The sequence below is a fragment of the Ancylobacter sp. genome (assembly GCF_965229075.1).
Lineage (GTDB): Bacteria > Pseudomonadota > Alphaproteobacteria > Rhizobiales > Xanthobacteraceae > Ancylobacter.
Genome location: NZ_CBDDIO010000002.1, coordinates 2524032 through 2545133, shown reverse-complemented (window position 1 = coordinate 2545133; position 21102 = coordinate 2524032). Strand labels below are relative to the sequence as shown.

The following is a 21102-nucleotide window of genomic DNA, read 5'->3' as shown; positions in this document are numbered from 1 at the left end:
GCGCGGCTTTAAGCGGCCGCGCTGCCGGGAATGAAGGCGTCGAAGGCGGCGAGCAACGGCTCGCGGAACAGGTCGCGCTCCTGCAGCAATTCGTGTCGCGCACCGGGAATGATGATGTGGGCCCCGGCGATCAGCCGGGTGCCGAGATGCTCGATGCTCGGCGTGGAGACGATCTTGTCCGCGCCCGCGCCCACCATCAGCAGCGGCTGCCGGATTGCCCGCGCCGAGGCCGGGTCGGCCAGCGTTTCCATCAGGTCGAAGGCGGCCTTCACCCAGCCGATGGTCGGGGGGCCGACTTCCAGCTGTGGGTGCTCCATGGATATGGTGAGGTTGCGGGCGAAGCGCGTGGCGTCGGAGGTGAGGCGGTTACCCTCGAAATGCACCTCGTGCAGCGGCCGCACCTTGCGGGTCGGCACATAGGCGCGCGAGAGGCCGAGGCGCGACAGGGTGCGGGCGATGCGCCGCGCCGCGACATCGTGCTTCAGCAGCGAGAGGTCGAGCATGGGCGCGACCAGGAACATCCGCTCGAAGGACTGCCCGCCCCGGCGTGCATGATCGAGCAGGATCGCCGCGCCCATGGAATGGGCAAGGGCGAAACAGGGTCCCGGCATATCCGGCAGCACCACCTCACGCAGCAGCGCCTCAATGTCGAGCTGATAGTCCGCGAAGTCCTTGATATGGCCCTTCATCGGGTTGGACAGCAGCCGCTGTGAACCGCCCTGCCCGCGCCAGTCGAGCGCGGCCACCGCGAAGCCACGGCGCAGCAGGTCGCGTACCGTCTCGAAATATTTCTCGATCTTCTCGGTGCGGCCGGGGAAGACGCAGACCGTGCCGTGACACGGCGCGCGCTCCGGCATCCAGCGGGCGAAGCGCAGCCGAATCCCGTCCGTGGCGGTGGCGGCGCCACACAGGGCACCTTCCGGCACCGGATTATCCCGGGTCGAATAGAGAACGGGTTTGAAGCTCATGTCGCCGCGCGCTGGTTTTTGCCCCTGCGGCTTATAGCGAAGCCCCGGCACCGGGCAAAGGCGCAAAAGCGCGCAAAGCGCCGCCACGTCAGGCCGGCCGGGTCGTGGCGCATCTCAATAGCGCTTGTCGCCGAAGCCGATCACTTTCATGCCGCTGATGGCGCCGGACGCGCCGTCCACCACCACCTGCACGCGCTCCCCGCGCGGGCCATTCGCTTCCAGAAGAATGGTGGCCCCACGCCGACGGATCACGGAAATGTTGGAAAAGCCGCGCGCGCTCAGCATCCGCACCGCCGCGTCGGCATCGACCGGCCCGCCCGCCCGGCCGCCGGGCGGCGCGTCATAGGGCGCGTAGGGGCCCGGTCCCGGCGCATAGGGCCCCGGCGGCGGACGATAATTCTGGGCGAACGCGGTCATGCTCCCCGGCAGCAGCGGGGGAAGCATCCCGACCAGCAGTCCCACGGCGACGGCCAGCGCCACCGGTGCCCGCGTCCTCACTCCACACACCCCTCGATCGGATTGGTACCGACCTTCGATCCCTTAACCAGCCGGCACTGAATAGGGTCCAAGCCCCTCGTTCATCCCTCGTTCAGGTGCAACGCGCACCGGCCGCGACCGACGCGCCGCCGATTTCGCCGCGCGGCTCTTGCGCGCCGCCAAGCCTTTCCTATCTCGCTGTTGTACCGGCCAGAAGGCGGTACGTGAACCGGGTTCGGCTCAATTGAGAGGACCCTTCTGCATGTCGCTTAACGTGAGGATATGCCATGCGTACGTTTGACCTTACCCCCCTGCACCGTTCGACCGTCGGCTTTGACCGCCTGTTCTCGCTGCTGGACCAGGTGAACAGCGTCGACACCGCCCCCACCTATCCGCCCTATAATATCGAGCGCACCGGCGAGAACGCCTATCGCATCACCGTCGCCGTCGCCGGCTTCACCGCGGACGATCTGTCCATCGAGGTGAAGGAGAATGGCCTGTCCATTCGCGGCGATCGCAAGGTCGAGGCCGGCAAGCCGTCCGACGTGCTCTATCAGGGCATCGCGGCCCGCGCCTTCGAGCGCCGCTTCCAGCTCGCCGACCATGTGGAAGTGCGCGGCGCCAGCCTCGCCAACGGCCTGCTGCATGTGGAACTGGTGCGCGAGATTCCCGAGGCGATGAAGCCCCGCACCATTCCCATCGCGACCGGCGCCAGCGCGCCGCGCGTGATCGAGGCCAAGACCAGCGAGGCGAAAGCCAGCGAGGCCCAAGCCGCGTGAGGTGAACGCCGCGTGAGGCGGACGCCACACTAGCGAAGCCGACGGCCTGCTGCGGGTGAGGACCGTCCCCGCAGCGGCGATCCGGCTCTCCATCTGACAGAAAAGGGCGCCCCGGCGGACCACCGGGGCGCCCTTTGCGTTGTGGGCGGAAGCTCAGTCCTCCGTCGGCGCCGGCTTGCCCGAGGCGCCGCGGGCATAGACCGAGGCGGTACCAGCCGGCACGGTACTGCCGGTCCCGACGCCGGTTCCCGTGCCGCTGCCGGCGGGGGGAATGGCGGGCGTTGCGGCGGCAGCCTTAGCCGGTTCGGCGGGCGGTGCGGCCGCGGGAGCCGCAGTCGATGCCGTTGCGGCGGGCATGGCGCTCGGCGGGACGGCGGTCCCAGGGATGATCCGCACCGGGCTGGCGGCGCCCGGAGCCGGCTCGCTCGCACCCGTCGCAGCGGAGGGAGACGCGGGCGTCGTCGCATTGGCTGCCGGCTCCGGTGCCGCCGGAGCGGGCGACGGCGAGGAATCCGGCGCGGCGGTGGGCGTCGCTTCGGCCGAAGGCTCCGGCGCCGGAATGGCGGCGAGTTCCGGCGGCCGTGCGGGCGGCAACGGCGCCACCGCCGGCAGCGCCTGACGAACAGGTGCGGACGGCGCGCCCCCAACCGGCCCCTGCCCGATCTCGTGCATGGCGATCACCTCGCCGCTATAGGCATCGATACGCACGCGCATGCGCGCCCCCGAGCGCGCGGTGGCATCGACGAGATAGGTGTTGCCGTCGACGCGCGGGCGGCCGATGGCGCTCATGCCCATGGAACGCAGCATCGGCGCGACATCGGCGAAGGGGAAGCGACCCGGCGCCTGATAAACCGGCGGTGGGGGCGGATAGGCGGCAGGCGGGGGATAATAGACCGGGGGCGGCGGGTAATAGGCCGGCGGTGGACCGTAATAGCGCTCCACATAGACCCCGCCATAGGGCCGGACATACATCTGCGCCTGCGCGGGCAGGCTGATGAGGGTGCACAGGCCGGCCATCACCGGCACGGCCGCCGCGAGGCGCCGGGGCAAGCGGGCGGTCGGCGCGCAGGGCATCGGCATGGACATCTCCGAAGCGGAAGGGCGAGCGGTCAACGAAGCCGCAAAATGCGGCATCGGCAAGACCTTGGCCCATGTCTCCTCCCCTGCCCGACCTCGCGGCCAAGCCGGCGGCAAGGGTGACCTTCAAGCGCAATGGCGTTGCGCGCGAAGGCCGGGCGCCTTACCGTTCGTTTCGCCCGGCGCGCACGCTTCGCAAGAAGAGTGAAAAAACGCGCCGGCCAAGACGCGCGCGGCGCTTGTGCGCGCGCGTCAATTCTGGCATCTTCGCGGTTGATAGGGCAGGTATGCTGTCCTATAATTCGCGGCCCAGCCCTTCTGAGGGCGTGGCACGGCGGATGCTAGCGTAGTTCGGCGAGCGGGAACGCCTTGCGGGAGAGCGCCCCGCGGGAACAGTCCGTTTCGGCGCCGGACATCAAAGCGACCCTTGAGGGAGTGACGGGAATGAATGAGGAATGGGGCGGCTCCGCCGCGCACGTTGTCCACGAGGCTCCGGTTCGTCCGGCCGCGGCGGATCGTGCCACCAAATCCATTTCCCACATCGACCCGGGCCTCCCGGCCGCGCAAGGGCTCTATGACCCGCGCCACGAGAAGGATTCCTGCGGCGTCGGCTTCATTGCCGACATCAAGGGCCGCAAGTCGCATCAGATCGTCCAGGATGGGCTGAAGATCCTGCTCAACCTCGAACATCGCGGCGCGGTGGGCGCGGACCCGCGCGCCGGCGACGGCGCCGGCATGCTGGTGCAGCTGCCGCACCGCTTCTTCGCCAAGGAGGCGGAGAAGCTCGGCTTCACGCTGCCTGCGCCCGGCCATTACGCGGTCGGCCACATCTTCATGCCACAGGACGCCGAGGGGCGGGAGATCATCCGCACCACCATGGAGCGCGTGGTGGCGGAAGAGGGCCAGGTGCTGCTCGGCTGGCGCGACGTGCCGACCGACAATTCCTCGCTCGGCCACACTGTCCTCCCGACCGAACCGCGTCATGTGCAGGTTTTCATCGGCCGCGCCGAGGCGATCGCCAGCGAGGACGACTTCGAGCGCCGGCTGTTCATCCTGCGCAAGGTGATCTCCAACGCGGTCTACGACGCCAAGGACCCGCGCACGGCCGGCTATTATGTCGTGTCGCTGTCCTGCCGCACCATCGTCTATAAGGGCATGTTCAACGCCGACCAGCTCGGCGCCTACTATGCCGACCTGCACGACCCGGAGTTCGAGAGCGCGGTCGCCCTCGTGCATCAGCGTTTCTCGACCAACACCTTCCCCGCCTGGTCGCTCGCCCATCCCTACCGGATGGTCGCGCATAATGGCGAAATCAACACGCTGCGCGGCAATGTGAACTGGATGGCGGCCCGCCAGGCTTCCGTCGACAGCGAGCTGTTCGGCAACGACATCTCCAAGCTCTGGCCGATCTCCTATGAGGGCCAGTCGGACACGGCGTGCTTCGACAACGCGCTCGAATTCCTGATTCAGGGCGGCTACGAGCTGCCGCACGCGGCGATGATGCTGGTGCCCGAAGCCTGGGCCGGCAACCCGCTGATGAACGAGGAACGCCGCGCCTTCTACGAGTACCACGCCGCCATGATGGAGCCGTGGGACGGGCCTGCCGCCATCGTCGCCACCGACGGGCGCCAGATCGTCGCCACGCTGGATCGCAACGGCCTGCGCCCGGCGCGCTATCTCGTCACCAAGGACGACAAGATCGTCCTCGCCTCGGAAATGGGCGTGCTCACCTTCCCCGAAAGCGAGATCGTCACCAAGTGGCGCCTGCAGCCGGGCCGGATGCTGCTGGTCGACCTGGAAGAAGGCCGCCTCGTCCCCGACGAGGAGGTGAAGACCACGCTTGCCAAGGCGCACCCCTATAAGGAGTGGCTGCAGCGCACCCAGCTGGTGCTGGAGGAGCTGCGCTCGGTGGAAGCGCGCGAGGTCCGCACCGACGTGTCGCTGCTCGATCGCCAGCAGGCCTTCGGCTACACCCAGGAAGACCTCAAGCTGCTGATGGCGCCGATGGCGACCACCGGCCAGGAAGCGGTCGGCTCCATGGGCACCGACACGCCGATCTCGCCGCTGTCGAAGAAGTCGAAGTCGCTGTTCACCTATTTCAAGCAGAACTTCGCCCAGGTCACCAACCCGCCGATCGACCCGATCCGCGAGGAATTGGTGATGAGCCTCGTCTCCTTCATCGGGCCGCGGCCGAACATCTTCGACCTCGAAGGCAATTCCCGCCGCAAGCGGCTGGAAGTGCGCCAGCCGATCCTGACCAATGAGGACCTGGAGAAGATCCGCTCCATCGGCTTCATGGAGGAGCGCTTCGACACCCGCACGCTCGACATCACCTACCCCTCCGACAAGGGCGCGGCGGGCATGGGCGATGCGGTGGAGCGGCTGTGCGAGCGCGCCGAGGCGGCGGTGCATGGCGGCTACAACATCATCATCCTCTCCGACCGCCTCGTCGGGCCGGACCGCATCCCGATTCCCTCGCTGCTGGCGACGGCGGCGGTGCATCATCACCTGATCCGCAAGGGCCTGCGCACCTCGGTCGGTCTCGTCGTCGAGACGGGCGAGGCGCGCGAGGTGCACCATTTCGCCTGTCTCGCCGGTTACGGCGCCGAGGCGATCAACCCCTATCTCGCCTTCGAGACGATGATCGACATGCGCGTCGACATCCCCGAGGAGGTCGACGAGTACGAAATCGTCAAGCGCTACATCAAGTCGATCGACAAGGGTCTGCTCAAGGTCATGTCCAAGATGGGCATCTCGACCTACCAGTCCTATTGCGGCGCGCAGATCTTTGACGCCGTCGGCCTCAACCAGGAGGTTGTCGACCGCTATTTCTTCGGCACCGCCTCCTCGGTCGGCGGCATCGGCCTTGCCGAGATCGCCGAAGAAACCGCCATGCGCCACCGCGACGCCTTCAGCGACGCGCCGGTCTACCGCACCTCGCTCGATGTCGGCGGCGACTACGCCTTCCGCCTGCGCGGCGAGGAGCACGCCTGGGACCCCGAGACGGTCGCAGTGCTGCAGCATGCGGTGCGCGGCAACGCGCAGGACAAGTACCGCCATTTCGCCCAGCTGGTGAACGAGGCCGGCGCCAAGACGCTGAACATCCGCTCGCTGTTCCGCATCCGCGAGGCCGGCGAGCTCGGCCGTGCGCCGATCGCGGTCGACGAGGTCGAGCCGGTGGCCGAGATCGTCAAGCGTTTCGTCACCGGGGCGATGTCGTTCGGCTCCATCTCGCGCGAGGCGCACACCACGCTCGCCATCGCGATGAACCGCATCGGCGGCAAGTCGAACACCGGCGAGGGTGGCGAGGAGGCGACGCGCTTCAAGCCGCTGCCCAACGGCGATTCCATGCGCTCGGCGATCAAGCAGGTGGCGTCGGGCCGCTTCGGCGTCACGGCGGACTACCTCGTCAATGCCGACATGATCCAGATCAAGATGGCGCAGGGGGCCAAGCCCGGCGAAGGCGGCCAGCTGCCCGGTCACAAGGTGGATGCGGTCATCGCCAAGGTGCGCCACTCCACCCCGGGCGTCGGCCTCATCTCGCCGCCGCCGCACCATGACATCTACTCGATCGAAGATCTGGCGCAGCTCATCTACGACCTGAAGAACGTCAACCCGGAAGCCGACATCTCGGTGAAGCTGGTGTCCGAGGTGGGCGTCGGCACGGTCGCGGCCGGCGTCGCCAAGGCGCGCGCCGACCACATCACCGTCTCCGGCTTCGAGGGCGGCACGGGCGCCTCCCCGCTCACCGCCATCAAGCATGCCGGCTCGCCCTGGGAGATGGGCCTCGCGGAAGCGCACCAGACGCTGGTGCTAAACAATCTGCGCGGACGCATCGCTCTGCAGGTCGATGGTGGCCTGCGGACCGGTCGCGACGTGGTGATCGGCGCCATGCTGGGGGCGGATGATTTCGCCTTCTCCACCGCGCCGCTGATCGCGGCCGGTTGCATCATGATGCGCAAGTGCCACCTCAACACCTGCCCGGTGGGCGTCGCCACCCAGGACCCGGTGCTCCGCAAGCGCTTCAAGGGCACGCCCGAGCACGTCATCAACTACTTCTTCTTCGTCGCCGAGGAAGTGCGCGAGTTCATGGCGGCCCTCGGCGTGCGCACCTTCAACGAGCTGATCGGCCGCTCCGACTGGCTCGACCAGCGCGAGGCGATCGAGCACTGGAAGGCCAAGGGTCTCGACTTCAGCCGCATCTTCGCCAAGCCGCAGGTCGGCCCCGAGGTCGCGATCTACCACACCGAGCGGCAAAACCATCCGATCGAGCATGTGCTCGACCGCACGCTGATCCACCAGGCCATGCCGGCGCTGGAGAGCGGCGAGAAGGTCGTGATCCACAGCGAGATCAAGAGCATCAACCGCTCGGTCGGCGCCATGCTCTCGGGCGAGGTGGCCAAGCGCTACGGCGATGCCGGCCTGCCGGACGACACGATCAACATCCATCTGACAGGCACCGCCGGCCAGGCCTTCGGCGCCTTCCTCGCCACCGGTGTCGCCATGACGCTTGTCGGCGAAGCCAACGACTATGTCGGCAAGGGCCTCTCGGGCGGACGGATCGTGGTGATGCCGGCGGCGGACAGCGCCATCGTGCCGGAACAGTCGATCATCGTCGGCAACACGGTGCTCTACGGCGCCACCTCGGGCGAGGTCTATTTCCGCGGCGTCGCCGGCGAGCGTTTCGCCGTGCGCAATTCGGGCGCCATCGCGGTGGTCGAAGGCACGGGCGACCATGGCTGCGAATACATGACCGGCGGCGTGGTCGTCGTCATCGGCCAGACCGGGCGCAATTTCGCGGCCGGCATGTCCGGCGGCGTCGCCTATGTGCTGGACGAGGACGGTACCTTCAAGAAGCGCTGCAACCTCTCCATGGTCGATCTCGAACCGGTGGAAGAGGAAGAGGACCTGCTGGAGCGCCTGCACCACCATGGTGGTGACCTGGAATTCAAGGGCCGCATCGACATCATGGCGGATATGGGCCACCACGACGAGGAGCGCCTGCATCAGCTGATTGCCAAGCACCTGCACTATACGGGCTCGGCGCGGGCGCAGGCGATCCTCGACAACTGGGCCGATTATCGCGGCAAGTTCGTCAAGGTGATGCCCGTCGAGTATCAGCGGGCGCTGCGCGAAATGGAGAAAATGCGCGGCCTGCAGGCAGCCGAATAGGTCTGCCCGCACCTGCCGGAGCTTCCGGCGGGACCGGCCCTTCGGGAGGGCCGCGGCTCGGTCGCGGCGCGGTACGGTGCCGCGCCGCCATTTTCCAACTGGCATGTTTGATGTATCTGCACCGGGGGGTGGAATGCCTCCAAGGTGGCGGTGCTCCGCGAAAGAGGGCGCAATGGGCAAGGTTACGGGCTTTCTCGAAATCGATCGGCGCGAGGCGAAATATCAGCCCGCCTCCGACCGCATTCGCCATTTCCGCGAGTTCACCCTGCCGCTGCCGGACGCCGAGGTCGCCAACCAGGCCTCGCGCTGCATGGATTGCGGCGTGCCGTTCTGCCATGGGCCGAATGGCTGCCCGGTGCACAACCAAATCCCGGACTGGAACGACCTCGTCTATCACGGCAATTGGGAAGAGGCGGCGCGCAACCTCCACTCCACCAACAACTTCCCCGAATTCACCGGCCGCATCTGCCCCGCCCCCTGCGAGGAAGCCTGCACGCTAAACCTCGAGGACGTGCCGGTCACCATCAAGACCGTCGAGCAGGCGATCGCCGACAAGGCGTGGAAGGCGGGCTGGATCAAGCCCGAGCCGGCCGCGCACAAGACCGGCAAGAAGGTCGCCGTGGTCGGCTCCGGCCCGGCCGGCCTCGCCGCCGCGCAGCAGCTCGCCCGCGCCGGCCATGAGGTGCATGTCTATGAGCGCGAGCCCAAGGCCGGTGGCCTGCTGCGCTACGGCATTCCCGACTTCAAGATGGAAAAGCACTATATCGACCGCCGCGTCGCCCAGATGCAGGGCGAAGGCGTGACCTTCCATTATAACGTCAATGTCGGCGTCACCACGCCGCTCGACGAACTGCTGGAAGGCCATGATGCGGTGCTGATGTGCGGCGGCTCGGAAGCTCCGCGCAACCCGGCCCTGCCCGGCCAGGAGTTGGAAGGCGTGCATTACGCCATGCCCTATCTGGTGCAGCAGAACCGCCGCGTCGGCCATGAGGATGTGTCGCGCGAGCAGCCCATCCTCGCCGCCGGCAAGCATGTGGTGGTGATCGGCGGCGGCGACACCGCTTCCGACTGCGTCGGAACCGCCTTCCGCCAGGGCGCGCTGTCGGTGCACCAGCTCGACATCCGCCCGGTGCCGCCGTTGAAGGAAGACAAGCTGGCGGTGTGGCCCTATTGGCCGACCAAGTTCCGCACCTCTTCCTCGCAGGCCGAAGGCGCCGAGCGCGAATTCGCCGCCGCGACCCTCGGTATCGAGGGCAAGAAGGGCCATGTCACCGCGGTGAAGTGCGCCCGTGTCGACGCCAAGCGCCAGCCGATCGCCGGCACCGAGTTCCTGATCAAGGCGGATCTCGTCTTCATTGCTCTCGGCTTCGTCCATCCGGTGCGCGAAGGCATGCTGGAGCAGGAGGGGCTCGCAATCGACAAGCGCGGCAATGTGGCAGCGACCGATCTCGACTACGCCACCAGCGTGCCGAAGCTGTTCGCTGCCGGGGATATGCGCCGTGGCCAGTCTCTCGTCGTATGGGCGATCCGCGAAGGTCGCCAGGCGGCGCAGTCGATCGACACGTTCCTGATGGGCAGCTCCGTCCTGCCGCGCTGAGAGTGATCACCCGCAAGAACGCAAAGCCGGGCCTCGCGCCCGGCTTTTTCATGTCCGGACGGGCTAGGGCACGTTTTACCGATCAGGTTGCCTCAACCTGATCGGATCAGGCTCTAAGGCGACGGGGCCGCTCCCGGAAGCGGGGCCTGCGGCATGGCGGGAACCAGCGGTTCCACCGGCTGGCCCGGCGGCCAGCGGAAATCGTCCGTGCGGCCAGCCACCGCTGGCGGCGCCGTGCCCTCGACCAGAGCACTGGCCGGCTCCGGCTTGGCCTCCTCCGCCATGGCGGCGCGGCGGACATCGTTGCCTGCGGCCAGCGCCGGCGCCCCGGCGAGGCTGCGCGCATTGCCGGCCGGCGGGCCGCCGGTCAGCATAATGATGGAGGGCCTCGTGTCCGCCGGGTCGGCCGCAGCAGCCGGAACATCCTGCCCCGAAAGCAGATCGTCGAGCTTCTGGTCGACGAAGAAGGCCAGCTTGCGCGCGCCGGCGCGGGTGAAGCCGACACCGTCGGCGGTGCGCAGGCGCCGGCGCTGACCATCCACCGCCGGGCCGGACATCATGAACTTGCCGTTCTCGTCGACGAAGCCGTCGGTAGCGTCGACGAAGATGAAGCCGTTGCGCTCCACCATCTCCTTCAGCAGCGCGTTGTAGCGGGCGATCTGCTCGCTGCGCATGCTGTCTTCCACCGGCGGCAGACCGACTACGACCACGTTGCGGCGCTGCAGCTTGAGTGCCAGCAGGAAATCCTCGACGCGGCGGGAATAGAGCTCGCGCCAGCGCTCGTCGAACAGTTCGGCCCTCACCCCCGCCGCATCGGTGATCGGCTCCAGATCATTGGCGCCGGCCAGGACAACGATGGCGTCGGCCTGATCATTGCCCGTGGGCAATTGCCGCGCGACGGCGAGAAGATCCACCGTGCGCCCCGGGGCGAAGCCGGCGCCGGCTTCCGTTCGGCCGACGACCGCCGCGCTCTCGCGGTCGGCAGCGAAGGCATCCGCCAGCCCCTGCGCGAGCGTGCCGGCCTGCTCGTCGCCGAACACCAGCACGACTTCCTTCACCTTGTCGGACGCTGACCGCGCCTCGCCGGCGGCGGCGTAGACCTTGCCGCGCGGCTCCGCCGGTGGCTGCGCCACCACGGGCGGGGGCGGCGCGAATTGCGGTTCCGCGGGCATCATCCGCCGGGGGCGGGCGTCATTGCCGCCGAACAGGTTGATCAGCGGCTGGAAGGGCGACCAGGAACGGCTCGGCGCGGCGGCTTGCGGCGGTGCGCCGCGCTGCTGCGGGCGCGCCTGCTGCTGTTGCGGACGGGCCCGCTGCTGTTGTTGTTGCGAGGGCCGGGCCGAGGGCTGGCCGACATCGGCCGGCGGGCGGAACCAGTCGCTTTGCGCCTGGGCCAAAGCGCAGCCGGCCAGAAGCAGCCCGGCCGACGCCAGCGCCTTCGCTCCGATCCGATAGCCGAGCCTGCGGCCCATGCGCCGATTTCCCAATGGTGACACCCAGAACGGGTGGCCCATTATCGCGGCTGATTCAAGACCCTCCGACCCGGTTCCGGTATCAGGAGCCACCGCGCAGGCTATCCAGCACCTCGCCGCTGGCCATTCCGTCAGGCGGCAGGCCGACCGCGACCTGATAATCGCGGACGGCCGCCCGCGTCTGCGCGCCGATCGCGCCATCGGGCGTGCCGACATTGTAGCCGCGCGAGGCAAGGCGCTGCTGCAGCTCCGAGCGCTCATTGCGCGAGAGCGCGCGTTGCTCCGGCCAGGGTTGGACAAAAGGCCCGCCGCCGCGCAACCGGTCGGCAAGATGGCCGATGGCGAGCGCATAGGCATCCGCCGGGTTGTAGCTGAGAATGGCCTTGAAATTGTCCGTCATCAGGAAGGCCGGCCCCTTGGCCCCTGCGGGCAGCAGCAGATAGGCCATCTCGTTGCCCGGTGGCATCGCCCGCCCGTCCGGCCGGTGAATGCCGAGCGCCGCCCATTCCCGCATCGGCTTGCGGATGTTCTTGTCGGCCAGCAGATAGTCAAAGCGGCGCGGCAGCACGACCTCATAGCCCCAGCTGCGGCCCGCCTGCCAGCCGCCGCGCTTCAGTTTGTTGGCGGTAGAGCCCATCGCGTCGGCAACCGAATCGACCACGTTGCGGTGCCCGTCACCGTCGAAATCCACCGCATCGCGCTGAAAGGCGGTCGGCATGAACTGGGTGAGACCGAACGCGCCGGCCCAGGAGCCGCGCAAATGGCTCTCGGGAATGTCGCCGCGATCGACGATGCGCAGGGCGGCGACAAATTCGTCGCGGAAATAAGCCTTGCGGCGACCGACGCAGGCCAGCGTACCGGTCGCCTGAAGCACCGGGTAGGAGCCGCGCGCGCTGCCGTAATTGGTCTCGATGCCCCAGATGGCGGCGACGACATAGCGATCGACGCCGTAGCGGCGCTCAACTTCGGCGAACACCGCCGCGTTCTGCGCCATCGCCTCGCGGCCTTTGCGGATGCGGGTTTCGGAAACCAGCATGTCGACATAGTCGCCGGCGGTGCGGCTGAATTCGGGCTGGGTCTGCAGCTTCTCCATGATGCCCATGTCGGGCTTCAGCCCCGCCGTATAGCGGCGGAACCCGGCGGCGGAGACACCGGCGGCACGCGCCTTCGGTTCCAGCGCGGCGATGCAGCGGCTGAAATTCGCCTCGTCGCGCGCCAGCGCGGCCGGGGTCATGTCGGGATGGCTGGCAGTGGCGGCCGGTGCGGCGGGAGCCGCCTCCGCTCGCACCTGCGGGCGCGTGGGCGCCGGCCGAGCGGGCGCCGCACTGGCATAGGCGGCCGGCGGCGCGGATAGCGCGCCGGTAATGTCGTCGCCGCCGGCGCAGCCGGCGAGCCCGAAGCAGACGATGGCGACGCCAGCCGCGCGGCCGGCATACCCCCGGTCGGAGGCCGTGCGATGAACCATGACGCTACCCTAACGCGGAAACCGGCGATGATTAGGCCAGCCGCATGGTTTCGGTGATGTTAACGCGGCGTCACTTTCCGCTGCGGCATCCCGGCTCTTTCGCGGATGTGACCACCGCGGAACCTATTCCGCCACCTCCGCGTTAACCCGCCGGTGCATTGACAGGAGCGAAGCGTTAAGTTCGTTGCGCTACGAGTTCGCCCGTCTGCCTGAACCTGCGTCATCAAGAGCGGCATATTCCCCCGATGGTAAAACCTATTCGCAAAGCGATCCTCCCCGTCGCCGGCCTCGGCACGCGCTTTCTGCCCGCCACCAAGGCGGTGCCGAAGGAAATGCTCACGGTGGTGGACCGGCCCGTCGTTCAGCATGTGGTGGACGAGGCGCGCGCCGCCGGCATCGAGCACATCGTCTTCGTCACCGGCCGCAACAAGGGCGTGATCGAGGACCATTTCGACCGGCAATACGAACTGGAAGACACGCTGCAGGAGCGCGGCAAGCTCAAGATGCTGGAATTGCTGCGCGAGGAGACCATGGGTCCCGGCGCCACCAGCTTCACCCGCCAGCAGCTCCCGCTCGGCCTCGGCCACGCGGTGTGGTGCGCCCGCGATATTATCGGCAACGAGCCTTTCGCCCTGCTGCTGCCGGACATGCTGCACAAGCCGTCCAACGGCAAGGGTTGCCTCGGCCAGATGGCGGAAGCCTACCGGCGCACCGGCGGCGGCAACCACATCGCGGTCTATGAGGTGCCGCCGGAGCAGACGGACCAATACGGCATTGTTGGCCTCGGTGAGGAGATGGCCGACGGCGTGCATAAGATCGCCCGGATGGTCGAGAAGCCGAAGAAGGAGGTCGCTCCCTCGAACCTCGCCATTTCCGGCCGCTACATCCTGCAGCCGGAAATCTTCGATCTGCTCGCCACTCAGGAGCGCGGCGCCGGCAACGAGATCCAGCTCACCGATTCCATGCTGAAGTTGGCCCAGACGCAGGATTTCTACAGCGTCACCTTCGACGGCGCGATCTACGACTGCGGCTCGAAGCTCGGCTTCCTCATGGCCAATGTCGCCTACGCGCTCGACAACCCGGAAATCTCCGGCGCCTTCCGCCCCGAACTCGACGCGCTGCTGGCACGGAGTTGAGCCCCCGTCCTGCCGCCGCCATCTCATGAAGAAGGGCGCCCTACGGCGCCCTTTTGCTTGGTTGGCGTAGCTTGGCCGGCGCACCTCGCCTCACGCCTGCCAATAATCCGCCGCGCCCTCCGGCAACGTGGCCACCACCCGGTCGAACGCTTCTGCGTCGACATGACGGCGCAGCGCCCAGGCGACATCGGACAGGCAGTTGCCGGGCGCAAAATTATGGTGCTGCCGCAGAGCCTGCACTTCTCGCGTCAGCGCCGCCCGGTCGGCAAAGGGCCGCACCGGCTCCGAGACATCCCAACCGGAAACGAAGATGGCGCGCAGCAGCGGCGGCAGCACATCGGCGAAATCGAGCGCCTGCTGCACCTCCAGCCGGCGGCGAAAGGTCAGCAGCACGCCTTCAACCATGGTGTAGGTCTGGTTGCGGGTGGCGAGCCCGGAGAAATCGCGGGCATCGGCGAGGAAACGCTCGAACTCGTCGGATGCGTGCTGCAACTCCATCGGCATCGGCATCGCGACCCCTCCCCGGATGAAAGAAGGGCCCCCGCGAGAGGGCCCTTCGGTCTTTCTACAGGATGATGAGGCGTGTGGCGGCCGTTAGGCCGCTTCGTCCACATTACGCGGGCGGGTGTCGAACAGAAGCTCGTTCGCCCCGCGCTCGACCCGAACGACATCGCCATCCTTTACGGTGCCGGCAAGGATGCGGCCGGCTAGCGGATCCTGCAGCAGCTTCTGCATGACCCGCTTGAGCGGGCGGGCACCATAGGCCGGGTCGTAGCCCTTGTCGGCCAGGAAGTCCCGCGCCTCGGGGGTGATCTCCAGCGCGATCTTGCGCTCCTCCAGCAGCTTCTCCAGCCGCTTGGCCTGGATATCGACGATGGCGCCCATCTGCTCCCGGCGCAGCCGGTGGAACAGGACGATCTCGTCGACACGGTTGAGGAATTCCGGCCGGAAATGCGCACGCACCACCGCCATCACTTCCTCGCGCACTGCCTCGCTGTCCTGTCCGTCGGGCTGATTCACCAGATATTCGGCCCCGAGATTCGAGGTCATGATGATCAGCGTGTTGCGGAAGTCGACCGTGCGGCCCTGCCCGTCCGTCAGCCGCCCGTCATCGAGCACCTGCAGGAGGACGTTGAACACGTCCGGATGCGCCTTCTCGATCTCGTCAAACAGCACGACCTGATAAGGCCGGCGCCGCACCGCCTCGGTGAGCGCGCCGCCCTCCTCATAGCCGACATAGCCGGGAGGCGCGCCGATGAGGCGGGCAACCGAGTGCTTCTCCATGTATTCCGACATGTCGAGGCGCACCAGCGCCGTGTCGTCGTCGAACAGGAACGACGCCAGCGCCTTGGTCAACTCGGTCTTGCCGACGCCGGTGGGGCCGAGGAAGATGAAGGAGCCGATCGGCCGGTGCGGGTCCTGAAGCCCAGCCCGCGCGCGGCGAACCGCGGTCGAGACGGCTTCCACGGCCTCCTTCTGGCCGACCACGCGCTTGGAGAGCATGTCCTCCATGCGCAGCAGTTTCTCCTTCTCGCCTTCCAGCATCTTGTCGACGGGAACGCCGGTCCAGCGCGAGACGACACCAGCTATGTGGTCGGGCGTCACCGCCTCTTCCACCATCGCGCCAGCCTTCACCTCGGCAGCGGTGTCCTTCGCCTCGATGGCGGCGAGCTTCTTCTCCAGCGCCGGAATGGTGCCATAGGCGAGTTCGCCCGCCTTCTGGTACTCGCCCGAGCGCTGGGCGATGGCGAGATCGGCGCGGGCCTTCTCCAGCTCGCTCTTGATCTTCTGCGCGTCGCCGAGCTTCTCCTTCTCCGCCTTCCAGCGCGAGGTGATGGACGCCGACTGCTCCTCCAGATTGGCGAGCTCCTTCTCCAGCTTCTTCAGCCGGTCCTTGGAAGCGGCGTCGCTCTCCTTCTTCAGCGCCTCCTGCTCGATGCGGAGGCGCACGATCTCGCGGTCGATATTGTCGAGTTCCTCGGGCTTGGAATCGACCTGCATGCGCAGGCGCGACGCCGCCTCGTCGACGAGGTCGATCGCCTTGTCGGGCAGGAAACGGTCGGTGATGTAGCGGTTGGACAGCGTCGCCGCCGCCACCAGCGCGCTATCGGTGATGCGCACGCCGTGGTGCAGCTCGTACTTCTCCTTGATGCCGCGCAGGATGGACACCGTGTCCTCCACCGTCGGCTCGGAGACGAAGACGGGCTGGAAGCGACGGGCAAGCGCCGCGTCCTTCTCCACATGCTTGCGGTATTCGTCGAGCGTGGTGGCGCCGACGCAGTGCAGCTCGCCGCGCGCCAGCGCCGGCTTGAGCAGGTTGGACGCGTCCATGGCGCCATCGGTCTTGCCGGCGCCGACCAGCGTGTGCATCTCGTCGATGAACAGGATGATGCCGCCCTCGGCCGCCTCGACCTCGGAGAGCACGCTCTTCAGCCGCTCCTCGAACTCGCCGCGATATTTCGCGCCGGCGATGAGCGAGCCCATGTCGAGGGCGAGCAGCTGCTTGTCCTTCAAGCTCTCCGGAACATCGCCATCGACGATGCGCAGGGCGAGGCCTTCGACGATAGCGGTCTTGCCGACGCCGGGCTCGCCGATCAGCACCGGGTTATTCTTGGTGCGGCGGGAGAGAACCTGAATGGTGCGGCGGATTTCCTCGTCGCGGCCGATCACCGGGTCAAGCTTGCCCTCGCGCGCCGCCTCGGTGAGGTCGCGGGCATATTTCTTCAGCGCGTCATAGGCGTTCTCCGCCGTGGCACTGTCGGCCGTGCGGCCCCTGCGCAGCGCCTCGATGGCGGTGTTGATCTTCTGCGGCGTGGCGCCAGCCTTGGCGAGAATCTTTCCCGCCTCGCTGTCCTTTTCCAGTGCCAGCGCGAGGAGCAGGCGCTCGACGGTGACATAACCGTCGCCGGCCTTCTTTGCCGCCTGCTCGGCGGCCTCGAACACGCGCGCCATGGCGGGGGCGAGATAGACCTGGCCCGCGCCGGAGCCCTGCACCTTGGGCAGCTTCTTCAGCGCCGCCTCGGTGTCGGCCAGCACGATACGCGGATCGCCGCCGCTGCGGGTGATCAGCCCGGCACAGAGACCTTCCGGATCGTCGAGCAGAACCTTCAGCAGGTGCTCGGGGGTGAATTGCTGGTTGCCCTCACGCAGGGCAAGCGACTGGGCGGACTGGACGAATCCGCGCGCGCGCTCGGTGTAGATTTCGAAATTCATTTCGCGTTGCCTCCTGGCCCCCCGTCCGCCCATGAAGGCGCGAACGGTCATTCGGGACGACGGCGCCCGTATCCCGGCCGCCGTAACGGACCCCGTTGCGGCAATCCGTCTGTCCTCATGTAGTGTGGCGAAACGGCAACGGAAGGGCGTTGCGCCGGATCAAACGCGGATTTTGCTCAGGCCGCTGCCGCCGCTGTGCCGGACCCTGCGACGGGACGCCTCGGCGCGGTGCCACCGGGGCAGCCACCGATCAGATAAGCGCCCGCCGCCAGCACTGCCACGCCGCCCAAGGCGAGGAAGGCTGCGGGGTAGCCGAGACGCTGCGCCACCACCCCGCCGAGCAGGGTCGAGAGCGAGGCGCCGATGCCCTGCGCCGTCATCGCGAAGCCGAGGCCGAGATTGAACCGGCCGGATCCAGCGAGGATGCGCGCCACCAACCCGGGCGTCGCGACGCCCAGCAGGCCGGCGCCGACACCGTCCAGCATCTGCACCGGGATCAACGCCCAGGCGGCGCCGTAATGCACCGCCGCCGCCGCGATGACACCACGGATCGGCAGCGCCGCGAGGGCGAGCAGCAGCACCAGCCGGTAGCCACTGCGCTGGCCCAACCATGCCGCGACCAGCGCCATCGGGATCATCGTACCCTGCGCCACCACCACGGTCGCGGCGGTGAGGCCGCTGGGGTCGGCGCCTGCGGTCGCCACCATCGCCTGCCCGAACAGCGGCAGCATCGCCGCATTGCCGAGATGAAACAGGCCGAAGGTGATGGCCGCCGTCACCAGCGCAGGTTCCCGCAACAGCTTGCCGACACTCTCATGCCCCTTCGCCACCTCCGCGCCGCTGCCGCCGCGCGCCGCCTCGTGGTCGATGGCCGCCGCCGGGATCGCCAGAGCCGACAGCGCGCCGAGCAGCGCCATGGCGCCCAGCAGCGCGAACACCGCCGGCAGGCCGAACCACCAGCCGAGCACGCCGGCCAGCACGGCGGCGAGGATGTTGCCGGCATGGTTGAACGCCTCGTTGCGCCCAAGCTGGTGATCGAAGCCGGCGGGGCCGACCAGGCCGAGGGTGAGGCCGGCAATGGCCGGAAGCAGCGCGGCGGCAGCGACGCCGTTCACCGCCTGCGCCGCCGCCACCGCTGCGAAATACGGCACGGCGAGGATGGTTAGCGATGCCGCAAGGATCGCCGCCGAACCGATGACGATGATCGCCCGCTTGGCGCGGCTGGCATCGACCAGCGCCCCCATCGGCATGGTCGCGGCCATGCCGACCAGCCCGCCCAGCGTCATCACCAGCCCGATCTCCGCCGGTCCCCAGCCCTTTTCCTGCAGGAACACGCCGAGAAACGGCCCAAGCCCGTCGCGGACGTCGGCGAGGAACAGGTTCAGCGCGGCGAGCGCGGCGAGCGGGGAGAGCAGCACGGCGGAGGTGGAGGTGCGCATGGGGATCTACCGGCGGTGGCATCGCACCGGAAACGGCCGGCCGTCGGAACGGTTCCGCTAGCGCGACGCGATCTTTGCCGGTCAGCGAGACTAGGACGCGGCGGGGCGCTCCGCCAGCATCATGTAGTTGACGGAAAGATCGCCGGACCGCCGCCATTCATCCGCCAGCGGGTTGAACACGACGCCCTCGCGCTCGATCACCCGCAGGCCGCCCGCTTCCAGCGCCGCCTGCAATTCCTCCGGCGTGACGAAGCGCTGCCAGTCATGGGTGCCCTTGGGAAGCCAGCCCAGCACATACTCGGCGCCGACAATGGCGAGGGCGAAGGCGCGCTTGGTGCGGTTCAGCGTCGCCGCCACCATGAGCCCACCCGGCTTCACCATTTCGGCGGCGCGGGCGAGGAACAGGTCGACATCGGCGACATGCTCCACCACCTCCATCGCCATCACCACGTCGAATCGCTCGCCGGCATCGGCCAGCGCCTCTGCCGTGGTGGCGCGGTAATCGACGGGAACGCCGCTTTCCTCCGCATGCAGCGCGGCGATGCGGACATTCCGCTCGGCGGGATCGATGCCGGTGAGATCGGCGCCCATGCGCGCCAGCGGCTCGCTCAGCAGCCCGCCACCGCAGCCGATATCGAGCAGGCGCAGCCCTTCCAGCGGGCGGATGGCGCGGGGATCGCGGCCGAAATGCGCGGTGATCGTCTCGCGCAGATAGGCGAGCCGGACGGGATTGAACTTGTGCAACACCCGCATCTTGCCGCGCGGATTCCACCATTCGGCGGCCAGCGCGGCGAAGCGCTCGACTTCACGGGGATCGACGGTGGTGGCGGTTGCGGTCATCGGCGCCTCATCTTCGCCCGGCCGTGCCGAGAGGGATTCCAAGCTCGCGCGCTGCCGTTGCGGGCGCGGCGCGAGGTGGATATGTATACGCGCCTTTTGGGCCGGGAGCCCACCTCCTCCCGCCCGGCCCCACAGAAGAACACGGTACGGTTTCCCGCAATGGCACGTCTGGTGATGAAGTTCGGCGGCACCTCAGTCGCCAACATTGAGCGCATTCGCATCGTTGCGCGGCACGTCAAACGGGAAGTGGAGGCCGGCCATCAGGTCGCCGTCGTCGTCTCGGCCATGTCCGGCAAGACCAATGAGCTGGTCGCCTGGTGCCGCGAAGCTGCCGTGCTACACGACGCGCGCGAATATGACGCCATCGTCGCCTCGGGCGAACAGGTCACCTCCGGCCTGCTGGCCATCGTGCTGCAGGACATGGGCATTCCGGCCCGCTCCTGGCTCGGCTGGCAACTGCCCATCTCGACCGATGACGCCCATGGCGCCGCCCGCATCCTCGACGTGAACGGCGAGGAGATCATCAATCGCTTCGCCCTAGGTGAGGTGGCCGTTATCGCCGGCTTCCAGGGCATCCACCTGCCGAGCGGGCGCCTGACCACGCTCGGGCGCGGCGGCTCGGACACCAGCGCCGTGGCGGTCGCTGCCGGCATCAAGGCCGACCGCTGCGACATCTACACGGATGTCGACGGCGTCTACACCACCGATCCGCGCATCGTGCCGAAGGCGCGGCGGCTGGAGAAGGTGGCCTTCGAGGAAATGCTGGAAATGGCGTCGCTCGGGGCCAAGGTGCTTCAGGTGCGCTCGGTCGAGCTCGCCATGGTACACAAGGTGCGCACTTTCGTGCGCTCCAGCTTCACCGATCCGGACGCCCCGGAACTCAAGACCGCCGGCGACCCGCCCGGCACCCTGATTTGCGACGAGGAGGAAATCGTGGAGAGTGAAGTCGTCACCGGCATCGCCTTCGCCCGGGACGAAGCCCAGGTCAGCATTCGCCATGTGCCGGACCAGCCCGGCATCGCGGCCAATGTGTTCGTGCCGCTCGCGGACGCGAACATCAATGTCGACATGATCGTCCAGAACATCTCGGCCGAGGGCTTCACCGACATCACCTTCACCGTGCCTAGCACCGACTTTGAACGCGCCAAGGCGGCCCTTGCCGTCGTGCGCGACCAGATCGGCTTCCAGAGCATCGAGGGCGCCACCGACGTGGTGAAGGTCTCGATCATCGGTATCGGCATGCGCAGCCATGCGGGTGTCGCGGCACGGGCCTTCAAGGCGCTTTCCGAGCGCGGAATCAACATCCGCGCCATCTCCACCTCCGAGATCAAGATCTCGGTGCTGATCGACGCCGCCTATACCGAGCTTGCCGTGCGAACGCTGCATTCGGTATACGGGCTAGACGCCTGAAGTCAGGCAACGGCGCGGCGCGAGTCGCGCCGTCTTAAGTGACGCTCCGGGATAGCG

The 21102-nt window shown here is 67.9% G+C and carries 15 protein-coding genes; 6 read left to right on the top strand and 9 right to left on the bottom strand.

From position 1 onward, the window contains the following. Positions 1-8: 8 nt before the first annotated feature. Both ACO07Z_RS17985 and ACO07Z_RS17980 read right to left on the bottom strand, forming a co-directional pair. Positions 9-968, bottom strand: coding sequence for an alpha/beta fold hydrolase (locus ACO07Z_RS17985; RefSeq protein ID WP_421699956.1), 960 nt, complete (start codon positions 966-968; stop codon positions 9-11). A gap of 114 nt (positions 969-1082) precedes the next feature. After that, positions 1083-1466 (bottom strand): hypothetical protein, encoded by a 384-nt coding sequence (locus ACO07Z_RS17980; protein ID WP_421699955.1) that lies wholly within the window; start codon positions 1464-1466, stop codon positions 1083-1085. Between the two features lie 266 nt (positions 1467-1732). Here ACO07Z_RS17980 and ACO07Z_RS17975 point away from each other — a divergent pair, with 266 nt between their 5' ends. After that, positions 1733-2224: an Hsp20 family protein gene (locus ACO07Z_RS17975; RefSeq protein ID WP_421699954.1), complete on the top strand. Its 492-nt coding sequence runs from the start codon at positions 1733-1735 to the stop codon at positions 2222-2224. A 153-nt stretch (positions 2225-2377) separates the two neighbouring features. Here the strand turns inward: ACO07Z_RS17975 and ACO07Z_RS17970 are convergent, their stop codons facing one another. After that, the gene (locus tag ACO07Z_RS17970; RefSeq protein WP_421699953.1) at positions 2378-3304 is read right to left on the bottom strand and encodes a hypothetical protein; all 927 of its coding nucleotides are present in this window, start codon (positions 3302-3304) and stop codon (positions 2378-2380) included. Here ACO07Z_RS17970 and ACO07Z_RS17965 point away from each other — a divergent pair. From ACO07Z_RS17965 to ACO07Z_RS17955, 3 genes are all read left to right on the top strand, one after another. Then, positions 3303-3509 (top strand): hypothetical protein, encoded by a 207-nt coding sequence (locus ACO07Z_RS17965; RefSeq protein ID WP_421699952.1) that lies wholly within the window; start codon positions 3303-3305, stop codon positions 3507-3509. The genes ACO07Z_RS17970 and ACO07Z_RS17965 overlap by 2 nt on opposite strands. Positions 3510-3736: 227 nt before the next feature. Then, a complete protein-coding gene (gene gltB / locus ACO07Z_RS17960) occupies positions 3737-8473 on the top strand; it encodes a glutamate synthase large subunit (RefSeq protein ID WP_421699951.1) in 4737 nt (1578 codons plus the stop codon). Between the two features lie 172 nt (positions 8474-8645). Further along, complete coding sequence (locus ACO07Z_RS17955; protein WP_421699950.1) at positions 8646-10070, top strand: glutamate synthase subunit beta; 1425 nt, start codon at positions 8646-8648, stop codon at positions 10068-10070. A 113-nt stretch (positions 10071-10183) separates the two neighbouring features. Here ACO07Z_RS17955 and ACO07Z_RS17950 read toward each other — a convergent pair whose 3' ends face one another. Together ACO07Z_RS17950 and ACO07Z_RS17945 are read right to left on the bottom strand one after the other, a co-directional pair. Beyond that, positions 10184-11542 (bottom strand): GDSL-type esterase/lipase family protein, encoded by a 1359-nt coding sequence (locus ACO07Z_RS17950; RefSeq protein WP_421699949.1) that lies wholly within the window; start codon positions 11540-11542, stop codon positions 10184-10186. Positions 11543-11624: 82 nt separating this feature from the next. Next, entirely contained in the window at positions 11625-13007 is a 1383-nt protein-coding gene (locus tag ACO07Z_RS17945) for a lytic murein transglycosylase (protein ID WP_421699948.1), read from the bottom strand. A gap of 245 nt (positions 13008-13252) precedes the next feature. Here ACO07Z_RS17945 and ACO07Z_RS17940 point away from each other — a divergent pair, with 245 nt between their 5' ends. Beyond that, entirely contained in the window at positions 13253-14143 is an 891-nt protein-coding gene (locus ACO07Z_RS17940; protein WP_421699947.1) for a UTP--glucose-1-phosphate uridylyltransferase, read from the top strand. Between the two features lie 90 nt (positions 14144-14233). Here ACO07Z_RS17940 and ACO07Z_RS17935 read toward each other — a convergent pair whose 3' ends face one another. The 4 genes from ACO07Z_RS17935 to ubiG all read right to left on the bottom strand — a co-directional run bounded on the left by ACO07Z_RS17935 (position 14234) and on the right by ubiG (position 19635). Then, entirely contained in the window at positions 14234-14653 is a 420-nt protein-coding gene (locus ACO07Z_RS17935; protein WP_421699946.1) for a DUF2267 domain-containing protein, read from the bottom strand. 84 nt (positions 14654-14737) lie between these two features. Then, on the bottom strand, positions 14738-17356 hold the full coding sequence (clpB, locus tag ACO07Z_RS17930; RefSeq protein ID WP_421699945.1) for an ATP-dependent chaperone ClpB: 2619 nt from the start codon (positions 17354-17356) through the stop codon (positions 14738-14740). A 176-nt stretch (positions 17357-17532) separates the two neighbouring features. Continuing rightward, positions 17533-18795, bottom strand: coding sequence for an MFS transporter (locus ACO07Z_RS17925; RefSeq protein WP_421699944.1), 1263 nt, complete (start codon positions 18793-18795; stop codon positions 17533-17535). A 90-nt stretch (positions 18796-18885) separates the two neighbouring features. Next, the gene (ubiG, locus tag ACO07Z_RS17920) at positions 18886-19635 is read right to left on the bottom strand and encodes a bifunctional 2-polyprenyl-6-hydroxyphenol methylase/3-demethylubiquinol 3-O-methyltransferase UbiG (protein WP_421699943.1); all 750 of its coding nucleotides are present in this window, start codon (positions 19633-19635) and stop codon (positions 18886-18888) included. A 159-nt stretch (positions 19636-19794) separates the two neighbouring features. Here ubiG and ACO07Z_RS17915 point away from each other — a divergent pair, with 159 nt between their 5' ends. Further along, positions 19795-21045, top strand: coding sequence for an aspartate kinase (locus ACO07Z_RS17915; RefSeq protein WP_421699942.1), 1251 nt, complete (start codon positions 19795-19797; stop codon positions 21043-21045). Positions 21046-21102 lie beyond the last annotated feature (57 nt).

Coding starts and splice junctions, on each gene's coding strand:
- ACO07Z_RS17955 (WP_421699950.1), top strand. CDS start 8,646: ATGGGCAAGGTTACGGGCTTTCTCGAAATCGATCGGCGCGAGGCGAAA.
- ACO07Z_RS17925 (WP_421699944.1), bottom strand. CDS start 18,795: ATGCGCACCTCCACCTCCGCCGTGCTGCTCTCCCCGCTCGCCGCGCTC.
- ACO07Z_RS17975 (WP_421699954.1), top strand. CDS start 1,733: ATGCGTACGTTTGACCTTACCCCCCTGCACCGTTCGACCGTCGGCTTT.
- ACO07Z_RS17965 (WP_421699952.1), top strand. CDS start 3,303: ATGGACATCTCCGAAGCGGAAGGGCGAGCGGTCAACGAAGCCGCAAAA.
- ACO07Z_RS17985 (WP_421699956.1), bottom strand. CDS start 968: ATGAGCTTCAAACCCGTTCTCTATTCGACCCGGGATAATCCGGTGCCG.
- ubiG (WP_421699943.1), bottom strand. CDS start 19,635: ATGACCGCAACCGCCACCACCGTCGATCCCCGTGAAGTCGAGCGCTTC.
- ACO07Z_RS17970 (WP_421699953.1), bottom strand. CDS start 3,304: ATGCCGATGCCCTGCGCGCCGACCGCCCGCTTGCCCCGGCGCCTCGCG.
- clpB (WP_421699945.1), bottom strand. CDS start 17,356: ATGAATTTCGAAATCTACACCGAGCGCGCGCGCGGATTCGTCCAGTCC.
- ACO07Z_RS17940 (WP_421699947.1), top strand. CDS start 13,253: ATGGTAAAACCTATTCGCAAAGCGATCCTCCCCGTCGCCGGCCTCGGC.
- ACO07Z_RS17950 (WP_421699949.1), bottom strand. CDS start 11,542: ATGGGCCGCAGGCTCGGCTATCGGATCGGAGCGAAGGCGCTGGCGTCG.
- ACO07Z_RS17915 (WP_421699942.1), top strand. CDS start 19,795: ATGGCACGTCTGGTGATGAAGTTCGGCGGCACCTCAGTCGCCAACATT.
- ACO07Z_RS17935 (WP_421699946.1), bottom strand. CDS start 14,653: ATGCCGATGCCGATGGAGTTGCAGCACGCATCCGACGAGTTCGAGCGT.
- ACO07Z_RS17945 (WP_421699948.1), bottom strand. CDS start 13,007: ATGGTTCATCGCACGGCCTCCGACCGGGGGTATGCCGGCCGCGCGGCT.